General features: G+C 70.5%; 21 protein-coding genes. 1 reads left to right on the forward strand and 20 read right to left on the reverse strand.

Features of this window, described 5'->3' with window-relative positions; all coding sequences use genetic code 11:
- Nucleotides 1–7 precede the first annotated feature (7 nt).
- The 12 genes from CUC05_RS01050 to flgB form a co-directional block, all read right to left on the reverse strand.
- The gene (locus tag CUC05_RS01050) at nt 8–1,267 is read right to left on the reverse strand and encodes a flagellar hook protein FlgE (protein ID WP_108664216.1); all 1,260 of its coding nucleotides are present in this window, start codon (nt 1,265–1,267) and stop codon (nt 8–10) included.
- A 48-nt stretch (nt 1,268–1,315) separates the two neighbouring features.
- A complete protein-coding gene (locus tag CUC05_RS01055) occupies nt 1,316–1,759 on the reverse strand; it encodes a flagellar hook assembly protein FlgD (protein ID WP_108664217.1) in 444 nt (147 codons plus the stop codon).
- An 8-nt stretch (nt 1,760–1,767) separates the two neighbouring features.
- Nucleotides 1,768–3,111, reverse strand: coding sequence for a flagellar hook-length control protein FliK (locus CUC05_RS01060; RefSeq protein ID WP_108664218.1), 1,344 nt, complete (start codon nt 3,109–3,111; stop codon nt 1,768–1,770).
- Nucleotides 3,111–4,322 (reverse strand): transglycosylase SLT domain-containing protein, encoded by a 1,212-nt coding sequence (locus tag CUC05_RS01065; protein ID WP_108664219.1) that lies wholly within the window; start codon nt 4,320–4,322, stop codon nt 3,111–3,113. Before CUC05_RS01065 ends, CUC05_RS01060 begins: the two co-directional genes overlap by 1 nt.
- The gene (locus tag CUC05_RS01070) at nt 4,319–4,768 is read right to left on the reverse strand and encodes a flagellar FliJ family protein (RefSeq protein WP_108664220.1); all 450 of its coding nucleotides are present in this window, start codon (nt 4,766–4,768) and stop codon (nt 4,319–4,321) included. The genes CUC05_RS01065 and CUC05_RS01070 overlap by 4 nt, the downstream gene beginning before the upstream one ends.
- Nucleotides 4,765–6,141 (reverse strand): FliI/YscN family ATPase, encoded by a 1,377-nt coding sequence (locus tag CUC05_RS01075; RefSeq protein ID WP_108664221.1) that lies wholly within the window; start codon nt 6,139–6,141, stop codon nt 4,765–4,767. The genes CUC05_RS01070 and CUC05_RS01075 overlap by 4 nt, the downstream gene beginning before the upstream one ends.
- A 163-nt stretch (nt 6,142–6,304) precedes the next feature.
- A complete protein-coding gene (locus CUC05_RS01080; RefSeq protein ID WP_108664222.1) occupies nt 6,305–6,949 on the reverse strand; it encodes a FliH/SctL family protein in 645 nt (214 codons plus the stop codon).
- On the reverse strand, nt 6,933–7,952 hold the full coding sequence (gene fliG / locus CUC05_RS01085) for a flagellar motor switch protein FliG (protein WP_205712065.1): 1,020 nt from the start codon (nt 7,950–7,952) through the stop codon (nt 6,933–6,935). Before fliG ends, CUC05_RS01080 begins: the two co-directional genes overlap by 17 nt.
- Nucleotides 7,949–9,547, reverse strand: a complete 1,599-nt coding sequence (fliF, locus tag CUC05_RS01090; protein WP_108664223.1) for a flagellar basal-body MS-ring/collar protein FliF — start codon at nt 9,545–9,547, stop codon at nt 7,949–7,951. The genes fliG and fliF overlap by 4 nt, the downstream gene beginning before the upstream one ends.
- Before the next feature lie 18 nt (nt 9,548–9,565).
- A complete protein-coding gene (fliE, locus tag CUC05_RS01095) occupies nt 9,566–9,901 on the reverse strand; it encodes a flagellar hook-basal body complex protein FliE (protein ID WP_205712066.1) in 336 nt (111 codons plus the stop codon).
- Nucleotides 9,902–9,904: 3 nt separating this feature from the next.
- Nucleotides 9,905–10,297, reverse strand: coding sequence for a flagellar basal body rod protein FlgC (locus CUC05_RS01100; RefSeq protein WP_108664224.1), 393 nt, complete (start codon nt 10,295–10,297; stop codon nt 9,905–9,907).
- Between the two features lie 3 nt (nt 10,298–10,300).
- The gene (gene flgB, locus CUC05_RS01105) at nt 10,301–10,672 is read right to left on the reverse strand and encodes a flagellar basal body rod protein FlgB (RefSeq protein WP_205712067.1); all 372 of its coding nucleotides are present in this window, start codon (nt 10,670–10,672) and stop codon (nt 10,301–10,303) included.
- A 291-nt stretch (nt 10,673–10,963) separates the two neighbouring features.
- Between flgB and CUC05_RS01110 the strand changes: the two genes are divergently transcribed.
- A complete protein-coding gene (locus CUC05_RS01110; RefSeq protein ID WP_157965068.1) occupies nt 10,964–12,337 on the forward strand; it encodes a GGDEF domain-containing protein in 1,374 nt (457 codons plus the stop codon).
- A gap of 13 nt (nt 12,338–12,350) precedes the next feature.
- On the opposite strand, the gene CUC05_RS01115 is transcribed toward CUC05_RS01110, so the two are convergent.
- From CUC05_RS01115 to CUC05_RS01150, 8 genes are all read right to left on the reverse strand, one after another.
- On the reverse strand, nt 12,351–12,644 hold the full coding sequence (locus CUC05_RS01115; protein WP_108664226.1) for a hypothetical protein: 294 nt from the start codon (nt 12,642–12,644) through the stop codon (nt 12,351–12,353).
- Nucleotides 12,641–13,090, reverse strand: coding sequence for a flagellar export chaperone FliS (gene fliS / locus CUC05_RS01120; protein WP_108664227.1), 450 nt, complete (start codon nt 13,088–13,090; stop codon nt 12,641–12,643). The genes CUC05_RS01115 and fliS overlap by 4 nt, the downstream gene beginning before the upstream one ends.
- Nucleotides 13,091–13,193: 103 nt before the next feature.
- Entirely contained in the window at nt 13,194–14,570 is a 1,377-nt protein-coding gene (gene fliD / locus CUC05_RS01125; RefSeq protein ID WP_108664228.1) for a flagellar filament capping protein FliD, read from the reverse strand.
- A gap of 3 nt (nt 14,571–14,573) precedes the next feature.
- The gene (locus CUC05_RS01130; RefSeq protein WP_108664229.1) at nt 14,574–14,930 is read right to left on the reverse strand and encodes a hypothetical protein; all 357 of its coding nucleotides are present in this window, start codon (nt 14,928–14,930) and stop codon (nt 14,574–14,576) included.
- A 153-nt stretch (nt 14,931–15,083) separates the two neighbouring features.
- Entirely contained in the window at nt 15,084–15,938 is an 855-nt protein-coding gene (locus CUC05_RS01135; RefSeq protein WP_108664230.1) for a flagellin N-terminal helical domain-containing protein, read from the reverse strand.
- Nucleotides 15,939–16,126: 188 nt separating this feature from the next.
- A complete protein-coding gene (locus tag CUC05_RS01140) occupies nt 16,127–16,984 on the reverse strand; it encodes a flagellin N-terminal helical domain-containing protein (RefSeq protein ID WP_108664231.1) in 858 nt (285 codons plus the stop codon).
- A 155-nt stretch (nt 16,985–17,139) separates the two neighbouring features.
- A complete protein-coding gene (locus CUC05_RS01145; RefSeq protein ID WP_108664232.1) occupies nt 17,140–17,961 on the reverse strand; it encodes a flagellin N-terminal helical domain-containing protein in 822 nt (273 codons plus the stop codon).
- A 101-nt stretch (nt 17,962–18,062) separates the two neighbouring features.
- The gene (locus CUC05_RS01150; protein WP_108664233.1) at nt 18,063–18,287 is read right to left on the reverse strand and encodes a flagellin; all 225 of its coding nucleotides are present in this window, start codon (nt 18,285–18,287) and stop codon (nt 18,063–18,065) included.
- Nucleotides 18,288–18,343 lie beyond the last annotated feature (56 nt).

Below are 18,343 nucleotides of genomic sequence, written 5' to 3' on the forward strand. Positions count from 1 at the left end.
TACGTCACTAGCGCTTCATGTTGACGAGGTCCTGCAGGATCTCGTCGCTGGCGGTGATGACCCGTGAGTTGGCCTGGAAGCCACGCTGGGCGGAGATCATGTTGGTGAACTCCGCGGCGAGGTCCACGTTGGACATCTCCACGGTGCCCCCGGCGATGGCACCGAACGGCCCGGTCCCCGCGACGCCCATGGTGGCTTCGCCGGAGTTCCCGGTTGCGCGGAACGCGGTGTCGCCTGCGCGTTCCAGGCCGGTCGGGTTGTTGAACGCGGCCAGCGCGACCTGGCCGAGGTCGCGGCGCATGCCGTTGGAGAACACCCCGGAGATCAGCCCTGACGGATCGATGGAGAACGAACGCAGGAACCCGATCTCCGATCCGTCCTGGTCGAGCGCCGTCATGGTCTGCTCGCCGGAGAACTGCACCAGCCCGTCGGGGTCGCCGGGTTCGCCGAAGTCAACGGTGATGTCCGCCCCGGCCCACTCACCGGGCAGCCCGGCGGTGGCGATCGTGGCCGACGCGATGCTCGGCAGCCCGGTGGTGGCGTCGAACGTGACGGGCGTTGCCGGGCTGATCAGGTCCAGGGTGGCACCCGGGTTGGCCGGGTCGGGTGTGGTGGCGGACACCTCCCAGGCGTCGTCGCCGGTCTTGGTCCACGTGAGGGTCAGCGGCAGGGCCGTGCCCTGGGCATCGACGATGTCGATGGTCGTGACGATCGCCTCGCCGACGGCGGCGTCGGCCGGCAGGTTGCCGCCGAGCTGGACCGACGTGGACTCGCTGGGCTGCAGGATCTGCCCGATCGGCACCGTGAGGTCACGGACGGGCGAGTTGATGTCGACCACGCCGTCGGCGTTGGCCGTCCAGCCCTGGATGATCCCGCCGCTGGGGGTGACCAGCGCGCCGTTGGCGTCGAAGGACAGCGACCCGGCACGGGTGTAGAGGTTCTCGTTGCCCGCCCGGGCGACGAAGAACCCGTCGCCCTGGATGGCCATGTCGGTCGCCCGGCCGGTCAGCTGGGTGGCTCCCTGCACGAAGCTGGTCTGGATCCCGGCGATGCGGGTCCCGAGGCCGACCTGGGCGGGGTTGGTGCCACCGGCCAGCTCGCCCGGCGCGCCGGCGCCGGTCAGGACCTGGCTGAGCATGTCGGAGAAGATGACACCGGATGACTTGTAGCCGGTGGTGTTGACGTTGGCGATGTTGCTGCCGACGGTGTCCATGTAGATCTGGTGGCTGCGGAGTCCGGAGATTCCGGAGTACATCGAGCGAAGCATTGCGGGGTCCTTCCTTGCGGGGTCTGGGGGGAGTGGGAGGGGCGAGGGTCAGGCGGTGCGAGCGGAGACCGACGCGATGTCGGCCATGCCGATCTCGGTGCGGTCGGAGAGGACGAGGACGGGGCCGAACGGTTCGAAGCGGACCGAGGTCACGTCGCCGGCAGCGGCGCTGCCATCGGCACGGGTGTAGGACACCTGGCGGCCGATGAGGCCGGTGGCGGTGCCGAGGCGGTCGTTGGCGATCGACTCACCGATCCTCGTGGTCAGCTGCTCGAGCTTCTCCACGGTGGTGAACTGGGCGCTCTGGGCCATGAACTCGCTGGAGTCCATGGGGTCGAGGGGGTTCTGGTACTTCAGCTGGGCGACGAGCAGCTGCAGGAACATCTCCTGGTCGAAGCTGTCGGGGGTCTGCAGCAACGACGGGTCGAGGGTCGGCGTGTCGCTGGTGACCACCTGGGGGGTGGTCGTCGCGGCGCTGATGGCGTCGGGCACGGGCGCTCCTAGAGTCGGACGTCGATCCGGCCCGAGGGCAGGTCGACGAGGGTCGGGGAGGGGATGGGGGACAACGGTGAGGAGGCGATGCTGGTCGCCTCGGGGGGGCTGGACCGATCGGCGCCGCCATCGCCGTCGTCGCGGTCGTGGCCGAACCCGTGGGAGGCGACGTCGAGCTGTCCGGTGTCCATGCCGCCCTGCTCCAGCGCTGCGCGCAGGTCGGCCAGCTGGTCGTGCAGCAGTCCACGCGTGCCGGCCTGCTCCGCGGCGACCTGCACGTTGACGACGCCGGCGCGGATCTCGATCTCCACGCGGACCCGGCCGAGCTCGGCGGGGTGCAGGTCCAGGCTGGCCACGTACTCCCCGTCCCCACGACGCTGCATGGCGGCGACGGCGGATGCGAGCTGACCGGCCACGGGGACCTGCGGTGGCACCGTCCCCGCGGAGGGGGCAGTCGGGGCGGCGGTGGTCGTCACCGTCGTGGGGGCAACGGGCGCCGGGGTGGTCACGGCGGCCTGGCCGGTGCCGGTGGTCGGGCCGGTGCCGGTGGTCGAGGCCGTCGAGGCCGTCCCGAGTGGCTCGGCGACGGGTCCATCGGCTGCCGCCGTGGACGGGGCGTCCCCGTCCTCCAGCGAGGGGGCGTTGGCGGTTGCGATGTCGGCGTCCGCGTCGACGTCGGCGCCGGCGGTGACAGGCGCAGCACCCTCCGTCCCTGGGTGGGCGGTGGCGGCGACGACGGGGTCCGACACGACGGCGTCGCCCACGGTCGCACCCTCGCTGGTGGTGGACGTTCCGGCGGCCTGCAGCCGCGCGCGGAACCCCGCTGACATCGTGGCCTCGGCGGCGATCGTCGGGCCCCGGTCCGCGTCGACCGCTGCGTCGGGCGTGGCCTCCGGGCCTGCCGGGTCGGTGACCCCTGCGTCGTCGTCGGCCGGTTCCGTCGTGGGGAGGTCGACCTGCGGTGCCGGAGGATCGGTGGCGACCGGGGGGGTGGCATGGCCGGTGTCCCCGACGGGGACCTCGCCACCCGCGTCGCCGTCGGTCGCCTCGACCTCCTGATCGGCGTCCACGGGGTCGTCCCCGGCGATGCCGCTGCCCTCGTTCGTCCCGTCCTCCACGGACCGGTCGTCCACGGTGGTGTCATCGACGGCGCGCTCCTCGGCAGGGGCATCCCCTGCGGCGCCGATGTCGGCGTCGGGACGGTCGGGACCCTCCTGTGCGGCGACCGCGGTGTTGAGCATCGCGCCGAACCGCTCGTCGGGCTGGCTCGGCCGGCGGCCGTCCGCGATCGTGGGGATCGTCCGAGGCGCGGTGGGGGCCTGGATCGGCATGGCGGTCGGGGGTGTGTACATCAGATGGCTCCCATGAACCCGATGACCCGCTGCACGTAGGTCTGGGTCTCGGTGAAGGGCGGGATCCCGCCGTACCGGCGGACGTTGCCCGGCCCGGCGTTGTAGGCGGCCAGCGCCAGCTCGGTGGTGCCGAACGCCGACAGCTGCTGGGACAGGTAGCGGGCGGCGCCGTCGGCGGCCTGGGCGGGGTCGAACGGGTCGACCCCGAGCTCGGCAGCCGTGGCCGGCATGATCTGCATCAGCCCCTGGGCCCCGGCGGGGGACTGGGCGGTGGGGTCGTAGCCGGACTCGGCGCGGGCGACGGCGGCCAGGAGCCGCGGGTCGATGCCGTGGCGCTGGGCGGCGGCGTTGAGCTCGGCGGCGAACGGCACCCCGACCAGGGGACCCTCGCTGGCTGCCGTGGGGCCCGAGGTCGTGGTGGTCGTCGAGGTCGCCTCTGGCAGTGCCACGACGGTTCCCTCGGGCACGATCCGACGGATGGCCGTCGGTGTCCTGGTGATCCGCTGCATCTTCACGACGTCACCGGTGCGCGGCGCGACGACCATCATGCCGTCGCCGGCGTAGATGCCGATGTGGTCCACCGGGGAGCCGAAGGCCACGAGGTCGCCGGGGATGGCCTGGTCCAGCGACGGGACGGCCTCCCCGACCCGGGCCTGGTCACGGCTGACGCGGGGCAGCTCGATCCCCGCCTGGCGGTAGGCGTGCAGGACCAGTCCGGAGCAGTCGAACCCGCCCTCGGCATGGGACTCGCCACCCCAGACGTAGGGCGTGCCGAGCTCGCGCTGGGCCAGGGCCACGACGGCCTCGCCGAAGTCCGCACCCGGCTGCAGGGCGGCCTCTGCGCTGTCGCCCAGACGGCCGATGGGGCCACCGGTGACCACGCCCTCCTGTCGTCCGTAGTACGGCAGCGCGGTGGCGGACACCGCTGCACCCTGGCTGCTGCCGCCCGTGGCTCCCGCCATGGCGGGCAGCACCGACGTGGTCGGCAGCGTCGAGGTCGTGGGCAGCGTCGAGGTGGCCTGGGCTGGGGCCGATGGTGCCGCGGACACGGTCCTCGCGGTCGCGCCGTTCTGGCGGGCGAGCTGCTGGGCGAACAGCTCGTCGGAGCCCAGCACGGCGGAGCCGCTGGAGGTGATGCCGCGCAGTCCAGCGATCCTCGACTCGATCGAGGCGATCCGGCTGGCGACCGACAGGCTCGGCGTCGGGCTCATCGTCGTCCCTCGGGGACACGGGCCGACCGGGTGGTGGCGACGTCGTCGAGCACGGCTGCCTCGTGGCGTCGGGCGTCGGCCTCCCAGGTCTCCCGGTGTCGCTGCTCGAGCTTGTCGAGGGCGTCGACCGCGGTGTTGGCGGCCAGGAGCTCGGCGGCACGCGCCTCGGTCGCCTCCCGAGCCCGGGCCAGCTCCATGGTGGCCATCTCGGCGGCGCGGGCACGCAGGCTGGCACGGAAGGCCGCTGCGCGGACGTCGGCGGTGGTCATGACGGTGCCGGTGCCGAGGCCGTTGGCCTCTGCAGCGGCGTCCGCCCGGAGCGTCTGCAGCTGCTGCTCGGCAGCGGTCTGCTGGGCGCGGGCACGAGCCCATTCGCCGCGGGCACGGTCACGTTCGATCTCGCGCACGCGCTGGACACGGGACAGCCGGAAGGCGAAGCGCTTCATCGGGCAGCACCGCTCGCGGCGTCCGTGCGGCCGTGCCCGAGGATCTGGCGCAGGGTCCGCCACGACAGCTCGGGGTGCGTCAGCTCGTCCATCGGCTGCTGGAGGAACCGGGTGATGGCCGGGTCCAGGGCGAGGGCCCGGTCGACGTCGGCGTTGGAGCCGGGGACGTAGGCACCGATGTCGACCAGGTCGCGGGCGTCGCGCAGGGCGGCCATCATCCGTCGCAGCTCCGTGGCGGCGTCGCGCTGGTCGGCGTTGGTGACGCGGTTGGCGACACGCGACGCGGACTCGAGCACGTCGATCGTGGGGAAGTGGCCGGCGGTGGCCAGCCGGCGGGACAGGACGATGTGGCCGTCGAGGATCGAGCGGGCGGCGTCACCGACGGGGTCCTGCATGTCGTCGCCCTCGACCAGCACGGTGTACAGGCCGGTGATGGACCCGGTCTCGCCGCAGCCGGCCCGCTCCAGCAGCTTCGGCATCAGCGTGAAGACGCTGGGTGGGTAGCCGCGGGTGGCGGGCGGTTCGCCGGCGGCCAGGCCGATCTCGCGCTGCGCCATGGAGAACCTGGTGAGGGAGTCCATCATCAGCAGGACGTCGGAGCCCTGATCGCGGAAGTGCTCGGCGATCCGGGTGGCGACGAACGCGGCGCGCAGCCGGACCAGGGCCGGCTGGTCGGATGTCGCGACGACCACGACGGAACGGGCCAGTCCCTCGGGGCCCAGGTCGTGCTCGATGAACTCGCGGACCTCACGGCCACGCTCGCCGATCAGGGCGAGCACCGTGACGTCGGCGTCGCTGCCGCGGGCGATCATGCTGAGCAGCGAGGACTTGCCGACACCGGAGCCGGCGAAGATGCCCATGCGCTGGCCACGACCGCAGGGGATGAGGGTGTCGATGGCCCTGACGCCGACGCCGAGCGGCACCTCGACCCGCTGGCGGCGCAGCGGGTGCGGTGGCGTGCCGTCGAGGGTGACCTCCACGCAGTGGCCGTCGCCGCGGACCTCCAGCGGCGGGCCACCGTCGAGGGGCTGGCCGAGCCCGTCGACCACACGACCGAGCAGCTCGGCGCCGACGCGGATGGTCTGGGCGTTGCCCGTGGCGACGACCCGGTCGCCGATGCCGACGCCCATGAGGTCGCCGTAGGCCATGCAGATCAGCCCGTGATCGCTGAGCCCCACGACCTCGGCGGGCAGCAACCCGTTGCCGGTGTGGACGACCATCTCGTCACCGATCGCTGCGCGCAGGCCGTCGACCTCGAGGTTGAGGCCCACCACGCGCGTGACCCTGCCGCTGACGACGGGAGGGGCCGCCGCCGTCGCCCGCGCGAGGACGCGGTCGAGGGGAGAGGCAAGCGTTCCGAGGTCGCTGGGCACGCGAGGGTCCTTCGGGGATCGTGGCTCCGGCTGCGGGCAGCATGGAGCTGGCGGATGATCGCCGATCCCTGGCGATGTACTCGTGACACGGTCCCTCGCGTCAGGCTCTAGATCGGCTCGCAGTGACCGGGGATTAGCTGAGCGTCAATCTTTCCCACGCTGGTCAGCGCAGGACCTCGGCGACCCGACCGAGCGCGGTCGGGATCTGGGCGTCGATCCGCGTCGCGTCCACGTTGACGACGCACCCACCGGAGGTGACCGTCGGGTCGGCGATCAGCTCGACGCCACGGCCGGGCATCAGGTCCTCGACCTGGCCCATCGCCTGGATGTCGGCAGGGTTCATGCGGATGCGCACGTCCCCTTCCTCCGGCACGAGGTCGATCGCCCGGGCGATGGCATCGCGGCCGGGGTCGCTGGCCGAGGTGATCTCCCGTTCCAGCACGATCTCGGCGATGCGCAGGGCCAGCAGGGCGGTCTGGTCGGCCACGTGCTCGAGGGACGCGACCTCGCGATGGCGGAGGTCGGCGACCGCTCCCAGCAGGGCATCGAGGGCGGCGCGGTGGCGCTGCTCGGCCTCGGCTGCCCGATCGTGGGCGTCCTGCTGGCCAGCGGCGAGGCCGGCCTCGTAGCCGGCCTGCCATCCCTCCCGCTGGGCCTGTTCGTGCAGGGCCGCCAGCGCGGCGGCGTCGACCTGAGGCACACCCCGCGGACGGCGGGGATCCGACATGGCGGGTACCACGGCAGGACGGCCGGCGACCGCCCCGCGGAGGATGCCCACGCGGGGGGCACGGTCACTCGACGAACTCATCACCGCTCCTGCTCAGGACGATCTGGCCGGCTTCCTCCAGGGTGCGGATGACCCGCACGATGGATCCCTGCGCGGTCTCGACGTCCTTGAGTCGGACCGGACCCATCAGGTCGATCTCCTCCATCAGGGCCGCGCCCGCCCGCTCGGACATGTTCCGCTGGATCTTCTCCTTGACCGTCGCGGGCACGCCCTTGAGGGCGACAGCCAGGTCCTTGTTGTCGACCTGGCGCAGGATGAGCTGGACCGACCGGTCGTCGAGGGTGGTGATGTCCTCGAAGACGAACATCAGCTGACGCACCTCGTCGGCGAGCTCGGAGTTCGCCAGCTCGAGGCCTTCCAGGATCAGGCGTTCGGTTCCGCGGTCCGCGCGGTTGAGGATCTCCACGAGCGCGTCCACGCCGCCGGCTTCGGAGAAGTCGCTCTGGCTGAGCACCGAGGACAGCTTGCGTTCGAGGGTCCGCTCGACGCGTTCGATGACCTCGGGGGAGGTCCGGTCCATCAGCGCCACCCGAACCGCCACGTCACGCTGCAGCCCCTCGGGCAGGCTGCCCAGCACCATGGCGGCGGCGTCGGGCAGCATGTGTGCCAGGACCAGCGCGATGGTCTGCGGGTGCTCCTCGGAGATGAACGACAGGACCTGACGGGGATCGGTGTTGCGGAGGAACTCGAAGGGCGCCTCGTGGATCTGCGCGGCGAGCAGGTCCATGATCTCGTAGGCCTTCTCGTCCCCCAGGGACACCTCGAGCATGGCGCGGGCGAACTCCAGCCCGCCGGTGGCGATGTTGACCTTCGCCGAGGCCATGTCACGGAACTCCGTGAGCACGCTGTCCACGATTTCCGTGGGCACCGTGGGGAGGCGAGCGATCTCGGCAGCCACCTCGGCCACCTCCGACTCGCGCATGGTCTTGAGGATGCGTCCGGCACGGTCCTTGCCGATGGCCATCAACAGGATCGCGACCTTCTGCGTGCCGTTCAGCTCGCTGATCTCCGCGATCGCGCTCATGACGCCATCCAGCCGCGCAGCAGGCCGGCCATCTCGTCACCCTGACCATCGATGAGGCTGGCGACCTCCTCGGTCAGGTCCGGACCGGCTTCGAGCTCGTGGAGCTCCTCGTCGCTGAGCAGGTCGCCGGTCGCCGTGTCCTCCTCGGCCACGCCGGCCTCGAGGGAGGCCAGGTCCAGCGGGATGGTCTCGGCCTGTCGTTGGGGCAGGGACTTGCGGGCCGAGCGCCAGGCGAGGAAGAGGACGATCATCACGATCAGCACCGAACCGATCGTGCGGATCAGGTCGAACATGCGCTCCTGGCTGGCGGCTGCAGCAGCGGCCTCCGCGGCAGCCGCGGCCTCTTCGGCGGCGGTGGCGTCGAAGGGCAGGGCGGAGACCTCGATGACGTCGCCTCGGGCGGCGTCGAAGCCGACCGCGGCCTCGACCAGCGCCTGGACCTCGGCGGCGTCGGCACCCTCGCGGTTGGCGTCCAGGAGGACGGCCACGGAGAGTCGGTCGACCGACCCCGGGGCGCTGAGGATGTCCTGCACGGACCGGTCGACGGCGAAGCGCGTCGAGCCGTCGCTGAGGGTGTAGTTGGTCGTCTCGCCCTCGGCACCCACGAGCGGCTGGCCGTCCGGACCGAGGACACCGACCGACGGGGCGCCAACGCCCTCGTAGCTCTCGGTGGTCGTGGTGGACTCCAGAGGGATGCCGTTGACGCCTCCGGCGGCGTTGCCGAAGGTCTCGGTCGTCTGCTGGATGCGGTCGAAGTTCAGGTCGGCCGTGACGGTGACCACGGCGTTGTTGGGGCCGACGACCTGCTGGAGCATGGTCGTGACGTCAGCGGCGAGGCGGGACTCGAAGGTGCTGGTCTGGTACTGGCGCATGTCGCCTGCGGCGGCGCTGGTGCCGTCCTCGCCCGGCTGGTGCAGCAGGTTGCCGGCCGAGTCGGTGACGGTGACCTGGTCGGCCGTCAGTCCCTGGACGCTGCCGGAGACGAGGTTGACGATGGCCTGCACCTGCATCGGGGTCAGGTCGCCCATGGTGTTGAGCAGGACCGAGGCGGTTGCGCGCTCGTTGTCCTGGACGAAGAGGTCCTCCTCGGGGATGACCAGGTGCACCATGGCCGACTCGACGGCCTCCATCGCGGAGATGGTGCGTGACAGCTCACCCTCGACCGCGCGTTGGTAGTCCACGCGCATCTGGAACTCCGAGGTGGTGATGCCGTTCTCGTCCAGCAGGGAGTACCCGGCGGTGTTTGAGGGCACGAGGCCCGCGGAGGACATGTCCAGGCGCAGGCCCAGCTGGTCGGATCGGGGGACCATGACGGTCCGGCCGCCGTCGCTGAGCTCGTAGTCCACCCCGCGTGCGGTCAGCTCGTCGGTGATCGCGGCGGCGTCCTCGGCCTCGAGGTTGGTGAACAGCGGAGCCATGGACGGCTCGGAGACCCAGCGCATGAAGAACATGCCGGCGGCCAGCAGGGCGAGGATGGCCAGGGCCGTCGTCGTCTTCTGCCCGGTGGTGAACCCCGACAGGACGTCGTTGGCCTTGCCGCGGGCCTGCTCGGCGAGCTGCTGCGGCGAGCGCTCGCGGGTGATGGTGTCAGCCATTGGTGGTTCCTGCGCTCATCAGACCTGCATCCTCATGATCTCGTTGAACGACTCCAGCGCCTTGTTGCGCACGGCGACGGTGAGCTCGGTGGCGAGCTGCGCCTGCGTGGCGGCGATCATGTAGTCGTGGACGTTCTCCAGCTGTCCGGTCGCGGCCTGCTGGGCGAGTCCGTCGGCGACCTGGTGGGTCTCCTGGACCGACCCGAGGGCGTCGGCGATGGCCTTGCCGAAGCCTGCCTCGTCGGTCGCGCCGGCCTGGCCAGCCGCTGGCTGCCCACCGGTGGGGGCCATGGTGGGCCGGGCGATGGGTCCGGTGCCGCCCATGGGGCGTGCGCTGATCGGGGGGATCGCCATGGCCTAGGACCGCCCCAGCTGCAGGGCCGCGCGGTAGGCGTCGCGGGCGGTCTCGACGACGCTGAGGTTCGCCTGATAGCCGCGCTGGGCCAGCATGAGCGAGGTCATCTGGGACCCCATGTCCATGTCGGGCAGGCGCACCATCCCGTCGGCGTCGGCCAGGGGATGGTCGGGCTGGTGGGCCAGACGTCCCTCGGCGCTGCCGTACTCCACACCAGCGACGCGGGCCCCGGCACCCTCGACGGCCTGGGCCATCACGTAGCGTGCCTGGAACGCGGGCTCGTCGGTGCTGCGGACGGTGTTGAGGTTGGCGATGTTGTCCGACGTGGCGTCGAGCCACGTGCGGTGCACTCGCAGACCGGAGTGGGCGGTGCTGATCGCGCCGAACATGCTCATGCGCTACGCCCCCTGGCTGATCGCGGTGCGGAGCAGGCGGAACTTGCCGTTCATCGCCTCGAGGACCGTGGAGTAGGCCAGCTCGTTGGTGGTCTGGGACACGACCTCGTCGTCGAGGTTCACGTTGTTGCCGTTCAGGCGCGTGGCGGCGTCCGACGTCGTCCGGTCGGCGGCCACGGTCCCGACTGCTGCCGCGTCGACTCGCCCGGTGCGGGCGCCCTGGAGGGCGCGCTGGATGGAGTCCTCGAACGACACGCGACCAGCCAGGTAGTACGGCGTGTCGACGTTGGCGATGTTGTCGGCGATCACGCGGCGCCTCGTCGACAGGCCGCTGAGGGCCGAGTGCAACGCGGCCGAGGTGACGTCGTACACCACGGGTATGCCTCCAGGATCGGTCAGGTCAACGGGGTTGCCGCCGATCCATGGCGGTGGGTACGACACGATCCTTCGCGTCAGGTCCTCCGATCGGCCACCAGCCCAGCGCCCTTAGCAGAGCGTGACGAAAAGATCGCGGAGCGGGATGGGGTGAACGGTCGTGCCGTGTCTGTCTGCGAGGTGTCGTTCGTGCGCGGAATCGCGATCGCCGGTTATCGTTTCGATCGCGACGGACGGCCCTCGCCGCATGGTCGGTCGTCGTGCGGGGGACCCAGCAACGTCAGGACCACCATGCATCCCGCACCGCCGCCGTCGACGAGGTCGATCGATCCCGTGGTCCTGCTCGTGGAGGACGATCCGGCCCACCAGGTGCTGGTCGCCGCAGAGCTCGAACCGGCAGGGGTGCACGTGGCGCCGGTCGACACCATGTTCGGCGCCCTGGAGATGCTCGCCCTGCAACGAGGCGCCTTCGACGTCGTCGTCGTCGACCTCGGCCTGCCCGACATCGACGGCATCAACTCGCTGGAGACCATCCTGCAGGCCGTGGCGGTGCCCGTCATCGTGCACAGCGGCAGCATCGAACCCGGGCTGAGGGAGCGGGCCAAGCGGCTCGGGGCAGCCGCGGTCGTGCCGAAGGACGCTGGCCCCGACGCCCTGCGCGACGCGGTGGAGGATGTGCTGGGCGACCGGCCCGCGCCACTGCAGCCCGTCCCCCTCGGCATGGGCGGCCAGCCGGTCGCGGCGGACTTCGAGGACGCGGCCCGGCGGACGCTGGAGTTCCTGCAGGCCCACGTGCCGATGGGAACGTGGATGGTCACCCGCGTCGTCGGTGACGACTGGGTCGTCCTCGATGCGGTCGGCCAGGGGTACGACGTGGCACCCAACAGCGTGCTTCGCTGGTCCGACAGCTTCTGTTCGAGGATGGTGGAGGGCGAGGGACCGAACATCACTACCAAGGCGTCGGCCCTGCCCGTGTACCGCCAGGCCCCCGTCTTCGACCAGCTCGACATCGAGACCTACGTCGGCCTCCCGCTGGCGATCGAGGGCGAGGGGTTGTTCGGCACGCTGTGCGGCATCGACCCGGGACGGTCCACCGTGCCCCTGGACACCCTCGAGCCGTTCCTGCTGCAGATCGCGGACCTCCTGACCACCGCGCTCGCCCTGGACCTCGAACGAGACCGCCTTCAACGGCGGTTGGACCTGGCCAAGGTCGCCTCCCGCACCGACGCCCTGACCGGCCTGCCCAACCGGCGGGCGTTCGAGCTGATGCTGAAGCTGGAGGAGGCACGCTGCCGTCGCTTCGGCTCCTCCGCCTCGATCCTGGTCATGGACCTGGACGGGTTGAAGGTCCGCAACGACACCGAGGGCCATGCGGCGGGTGACCGCTACCTGCGGGCTGCAGGATCAGCGCTGTCCAGCATCGTCCGTGCCTCCGACATGGCCTTCCGCATCGGCGGCGACGAGTTCGCGATCATCGCGGCGCCCGCGCCCGCGGTGCCCGAGACGCTGATCAGTCGTGTGGACAAGGCGTTGGCCACCGGCGGCGTCGAGGCATCGGTGGGGATCGCCACGCGCCGACCCGACGAAACGCTGGACGACGTGCTGTCGCGTGCCGACGCCCGGATGTACGACCTGAAGCGACGCCGATCGGGCCGGTCGGCGTGAGGGGCAGGTTGCGTCAGACGGTGACGTCCAGACGGCTGGCCCGCCGGGGGGCTGGCTGGGTCGGACGTTGCTCGAGCTTGTCGGCGACGACCGACAGGGCCCGGTCCACGAGCCGTTCGAGCTCGCGGGAACGTTCGAGCAGCGCGACGGCACGTTCGACGGCGACCGACGGCATCGTGCCGAGCCCGTCGGGTGGCAGGAACGGCGGCACGCCGGCGAGGTCGCCGCTGGCGAGTGCATCGCGAACGGCGTTGAGGCGCGTTTCGTAGGCGTCCAGCGCGGCCGCCCAGGCCAGCGGGGTGGTCACGTCGTGACGGCCTGCATGGACTGGGTGTCCTGGTGCAGCTGCTGGGCGGTTGCCGCCCGAGAGGTCAGGCCCTCGGCAAGTCCGGACGCGGCCTGGCGCCACGCCGTTGCGAGGGGGTCGACCAGTCCTCGGCAGATCTCGATCCGCGCTGCGTCCTTGGTGACGTTGGCCGTGATCAGCTCGTTGTGGAGGAACCGGTACAGCGCCGCGAGCGTGGGGCCGCCCGACCACAGGTCGGGGTTCAGGCTGGACTCCAGCTCCAGGACGATGTCCTGCGCGTGGGTGAGCTGGGCGTTGACGGTCTCGAGGTCACGACGCTCCAGGGCCTCACCCGCACGGGTGATGTCCAGCAGCAGGCGGTCGTAGAGCATGACGACGAGCTGCTGGGGGCTGACGGTCTGGATGGCGTCGGTCACGTACCGGCGTCGGGCGCTGGCGAGCGTCATGGCGAGTCGGGACCCTTCCGGGTGTCGGTTGTGGGATGGACGTCCTCATATCGGCAGGAGGACGGGCTGTCGGAGTGCCGGACCCGGATTGGGTCGACGTCATCTACTTGGGCGAGTTGGCCTGCAGCTGGGGCAGCTGGCTGGCCAGCCAGTCACCTTGCGCCTGCATGCCCGAGAGTGCGACCTCCAGGGCGGAGAACTGACGCTGGAGGGCGGTGCGTCGCAGCTCGACACGGATGTCGATCGCGGCGATCTGGTCCTCCATCGTTCGGTTGGTCGACTCGCGTGCCTCGATGGCCGTGGCGAACACGCCGGTGTTGAGCGTGGTCGCCTGGGTGGCGAGCGTTTCCAGCCGCTGGGCCAGTCCCGGGTTGCCGGCGTCGTCGGAGCGGAACATGGCGACGACGTCGTCGGGTCGTTCGGTGAGGGCTTCGCGGAAGGCCGTCTCGTCGAACTCCAGCTTCCCGTCGCGGGTGGACTCGATGCCGATCAGCCCTGCGGACTGGAAGTAGGAGTTGCCGACGCTGTAGGTCACGGCGTTGAGCAGCTGGGTTCGCAACGACCGCATCGTGGGGTCGTTGGACAACGATCCCTTCTTGCCGTCGAGGCCGCTGTCGAGCGCCTGGTCCATGCCGGTGATCAAGGAGTTGATCGCGTCGACGAGCTCGCTGACCTGGTCGACGAGGGCGTCGGGGTCGGCGTCGACGGACAGGGTGATGGGGGAGGCGCTGGCCTCGGTGACGGTGAAGCTGACGCCGGAGATGACGTCGTTGAAGGTGTTGGTCGACGAGGTCACCGCGTAGGCGCCAGGCCCGTCGCCGATGGTGACCTGGGCGTCCCGGCCCTGCGTCAGCACCGGCATGCCGGCGGCGAACGTGGCGTCGAGGTTCGTCGTGTCGATCGTGAAGGTGCCGCCCGCGCCGCTGGACCCCGACGTGAGCTGCAGCTTGAAGCCGCTTCCGGTGTTGACCGCCTGTGCGGTGACGGGCAGGGCCGACCACGGCTGCGCCGGGTCGTTGATGTTGGCGATCAGGCTCGACAGCGTGCCGTCACCGGTGTCGACGTCGTAGTCGGTGCCGTCGACGGTGATGCGAACCGTCGAGTTCGGAGTGGCGACGACGTCGGTGGACGCCGCGGTCGTGCCGCCGGACACCAGCCGATGGGTGGCGGCGAGCTGGTCGACGGTGAAGGTGAAGGAGCCCTGCTCGGCGCCGGGCGACGCGGTCGCCACGACGCTGTCGGTGGACGTCGACGCCTGCACGGGCACGAAGGTCCTGGCCGAACCCGCCAGCGCCTTCGACAGGGTCTTGATGTTGTCGAAGGACGAGGAGAACTTCTGCAGCGACGCGATGGCCGCGTCGTTGTTGGAGATCCGCTGTTCGAGGCGGACCTGGGGCTGTCGTTCCAGCTGGATCAGCTGGTTGATGATGCCTGACGTGTCCAGACCGGACGCGAGGCCATCGATGCCGAACGTTGCCACGGGCTACTGCTCCTCCTGTATCTGTCTCATCAGATCGTCCACCATGTCCAGAACCTGAGCAGCCGGGAACTGCTGGAGCTGTCGTCCGCTGGCCGGATCGAGGATTCGGTGCACGTAGCCGAGGCTGGCCGCATGCCACTCGACCTCGACCCGCCGCCGTTGGGGGGCGGCGATCGCATGGGCGACGCGGCGCGCGGTGTCCTGTCGGGTCCGGTCGGCGGACTCGATCACCTCTGCAGCCGTGGGCAGGTCGGGCTGCCCGTCCGGGGGACGGGACATGGTGTTGGGAACCGACGTCAGCGGCGGTGTGCGCTGTGCGTCGGGGGCGACGGCGGGGGACGCCGTCCGGATCGGATCCATCGTCTGCACCTCCGTGTGCTGGTGTGGGGTTCGTCGGCGCCGGGATCACCGGGGCCCGGCAACGGCAGCGGGAGGACGACCGTGCGGTCGTCCTCCCATCACCGTCGTGGACGCGTCGCGCGGTCGGACCGCGTCCACTGTGTGTCCGTGCTGCTAGCCGAGGAGGCTGAGGACGCCCTGGGGGACGCTGTTGGCCTGGCTGAGCATGGCGGTTCCTGCCTGGGACAGGATCTGGTTGCGGGTGAAGTTGGTCATCTCCGCGGCCATGTCGACGTCGCGGATGCGGGATTCGGACGCCGACAGGTTCTCGGTGGCGACCTGGAGGTTGTTGATGGTGTGCTCGAGGCGGTTCTGGGTGGCACCCAGGGTTCCGCGGAAGCTCGAGACCTGGCTGATGGCGGCGTCGATGACCGCGATCGCGTCGCTGGCAGCCGAGGCACCGGAGGAGAACGAGGCGGCGGCGGACAGGTCCGTCAGCTTGTCACCGCCGCTGATGCCCAGCACGGCGGCGTTCATGTCGGACAGGGTGATGGAGACCGTCTCGCCGCCGTTGGCGCCGACCTGGAAGCTGAGCGTCGAGGTGCCGTCCAGCAGGCTGGTGCCGTTGAACTTGGTGTCGTTGGCGATGTCGTCGATGGCGCCGATGAGCTCGTCGAGCTCGGCCTGGGCAGCGGCGACGGACGCGCCGGTCTGGCCGCCGTTGGCGCCGGTGTTGGAGGCCTGGACGGCCAGGTCGCGAGCGCGCTGCAGCATGGAGTGGACCTCGGTGAGGGCCCCTTCTGCGGTCTGGACGACGCTGATGCCGTCCTGGGCGTTGCGGGTGGCGACCTTGAGGCCGCCGACCTGCGAGCGCAGCTTCTCGGAGATGACGAGGCCGGCGGCGTCGTCGCCGGCGCGGTTGATGCGGAAGCCCGACGAGAGCTTCTCGAGGGACTTGCCCAGCGAGTTCTGTGTGCCGGACAGGTTGCGATGGGCGTTCATCGCCATCGTGTTCTGGTTGATGCGCATGTGTGCTCCTCCTTGAGCGGGAAATGGCGTCGTGCGTCACCGACCGAGGAATCCGTCCCTCGGGTCGGTGGCCTGGATGTGCGGGGGTGGGCGGCGAGCGGCGCCGGAGCGGGCCGCCCGCCGTGGGGGTCCGTGACGCCTGGCGATCAGGCGTCGGGTACGCCTGACGGGTCAGGCGTCGAGTACGCCTAGCCGAGCAGGCTGAGGACGCCCTGGGGGACGCTGTTGGCCTGGCTGAGCATGGCGGTTCCTGCCTGGGACAGGATCTGGTTGCGGGTGAAGTTGGTCATCTCCGCGGCCATGTCGACGTCGCGGATGCGGGATTCGGACGCCGACAGGTTCTCGGTGGCGACCTGCAGGTTGTTGATGGTGTGCTCGAGGCGGTTCTGGGTGGCACCCAGGGTTCCGCGGAAGCTCGAGACCTGGCTGATGGCGGCGTCGATGACCGCGATCGCGGCGCTGGCGGCACCAGCGCTGGAGTCGAAGTCGTTGGCCTGGCCCGAGACCAGCGCGGAGATGAACGACGCACCGGTGCCGAGCACCGCGGCGTTCATGTCCGAGAGCGTCACCGAGATGGTCTCGCCGCCGTTGGCGCCGACCTGGAAGCTGAGCGTCGAGGTGCCGTTCAGCAGGTTGGTGCCGTTGAACTTGGTGTCGTTGGCGATGTCGTCGATGGCGCCGATCAGCTCGTCGAGCTCGGCCTGGGCAGCGGCCACGGACGCGCCCGTCTCGCCACCGTTGGCGCCGGTGTTGGAGGCCTGGACGGCCAGGTCGCGAGCGCGCTGCAGCATGGAGTGGACCTCGGTGAGGGCCCCTTCTGCGGTCTGCATCACGCTGATGCCGTCCTGGGCGTTGCGGGTGGCGACCTTGAGGCCGCCGACCTGCGAGCGCAGGTTCTCGCTGATGACGAGGCCGGCGGCGTCGTCGCCGGCGCGGTTGATGCGGAAGCCCGACGAGAGCTTCTCGAGGGACTTGCCCAGCGAGTTCTGCGTGCCGGACAGGTTGCGATGGGCGTTCATCGCCATCGTGTTCTGGTTGATGCGCATGTGGTGCTCCTCCTTGAGCGGGGTGAATGCGTGGTGATCCGAGGACAGTCCGTTGTCCGTTGGGGGTCACCGGATCGAGGCCCGTGGCCTCGAGGTCGTCGACGGCGTCGACGGGTCCCGGGCCGTCCGGTCAGGCCGGACGACCCGGGCCGTGATCAGCCCAGCAGGCTCAGGACGCCCTGGGGGACGCTGTTGGCCTGGCTGAGCATGGCGGTTCCTGCCTGGGACAGGATCTGGTTGCGGGTGAAGTTGGTCATCTCCGCGGCCATGTCGACGTCGCGGATGCGCGACTCCGACGCGGACAGGTTCTCCGCCGAGACCTGCAGGTTGTTGATGGTGTGCTCGAGGCGGTTCTGGGTGGCACCCAGGGTCCCGCGGTAGGTCGACACCTCAGCGATGGCGGAGTCGATTCCCGCGATCGCGCCGGAGGCATCGGCGGTCAGGTCGAGGGCCTGGATGGTCAGGCCGCTCGTGATGGTCATGTCAGCGGTCGCCAGGGTGAGGGTCTCGCCGCCGTTGGCCCCGACCTGGAAGGTCAGGTTCGCCGACGCGCCGCTCATCAGGCTGGTGCCGTTGAACTCGGTGGTGGATGCGACCTGCTGGATGGCGTCGCGCAGCTCGGTGAACTCGGCCTGGGCAGCGGCGACGGACGCGCCGCCGAGGCCACCGTTGGCGCCGGTGTTGGACGCCTGGACGGCCAGGTCACGCATGCGCTGCAGCATCGAGTGGACCTCGGTGAGGGCACCTTCCGCGGTCTGGACGACGGAGACGCCGTCCTGGGCGTTGCGCACGGCGGTCTTGATGCCGCTGACCTGCGAGCGCAGGGTCTCGGAGATGACGAGGCCGGCGGCGTCGTCACCCGCTCGGTTGATGCGGAAGCCCGAGGAGAGCTTCTCGAGGGACTTGCCCAGCGAGTTCTGTGTGCCGGACAGGTTGCGATGGGCGTTCATCGCCATCGTGTTCTGGTTGATACGCATACCCGTTGCTTCCTCCTTGAAGTGGGTCTACTGACGTCCCACACCCGGGTCGGGGGTGGGTGACGGTGACCAATCCGTTGGTCGCCGCCCCTTCTCAACGCCTACTCCAGCAACAAGAGGACTCGTTGCGGCATGGCGTTGGCCCGAGACAGCACCACGGTGCCGACTCGGGACAGGATCTTGGTGCGCGACACGGTGGACAGCTCCGCGGCCAGGTCGACGTCGCTGATGCGTGATGTCGAGGCCGTCAGGTTCGCTGACGCCACCTGCAGGTTGGCGAGATGCCGATGGGCACGATGTGCCATCGCGTTCGCATGGGTGCGCATGGGCCCGTTTCCTCCGTGAAACTGGGTGCGAGGTCGTTCTGTCGAGGGGATCAATC

This window comes from Euzebya rosea (assembly GCF_003073135.1).
In the GTDB taxonomy this organism is placed as follows: Bacteria; Actinomycetota; Nitriliruptoria; order Euzebyales; family Euzebyaceae; genus Euzebya; species Euzebya rosea.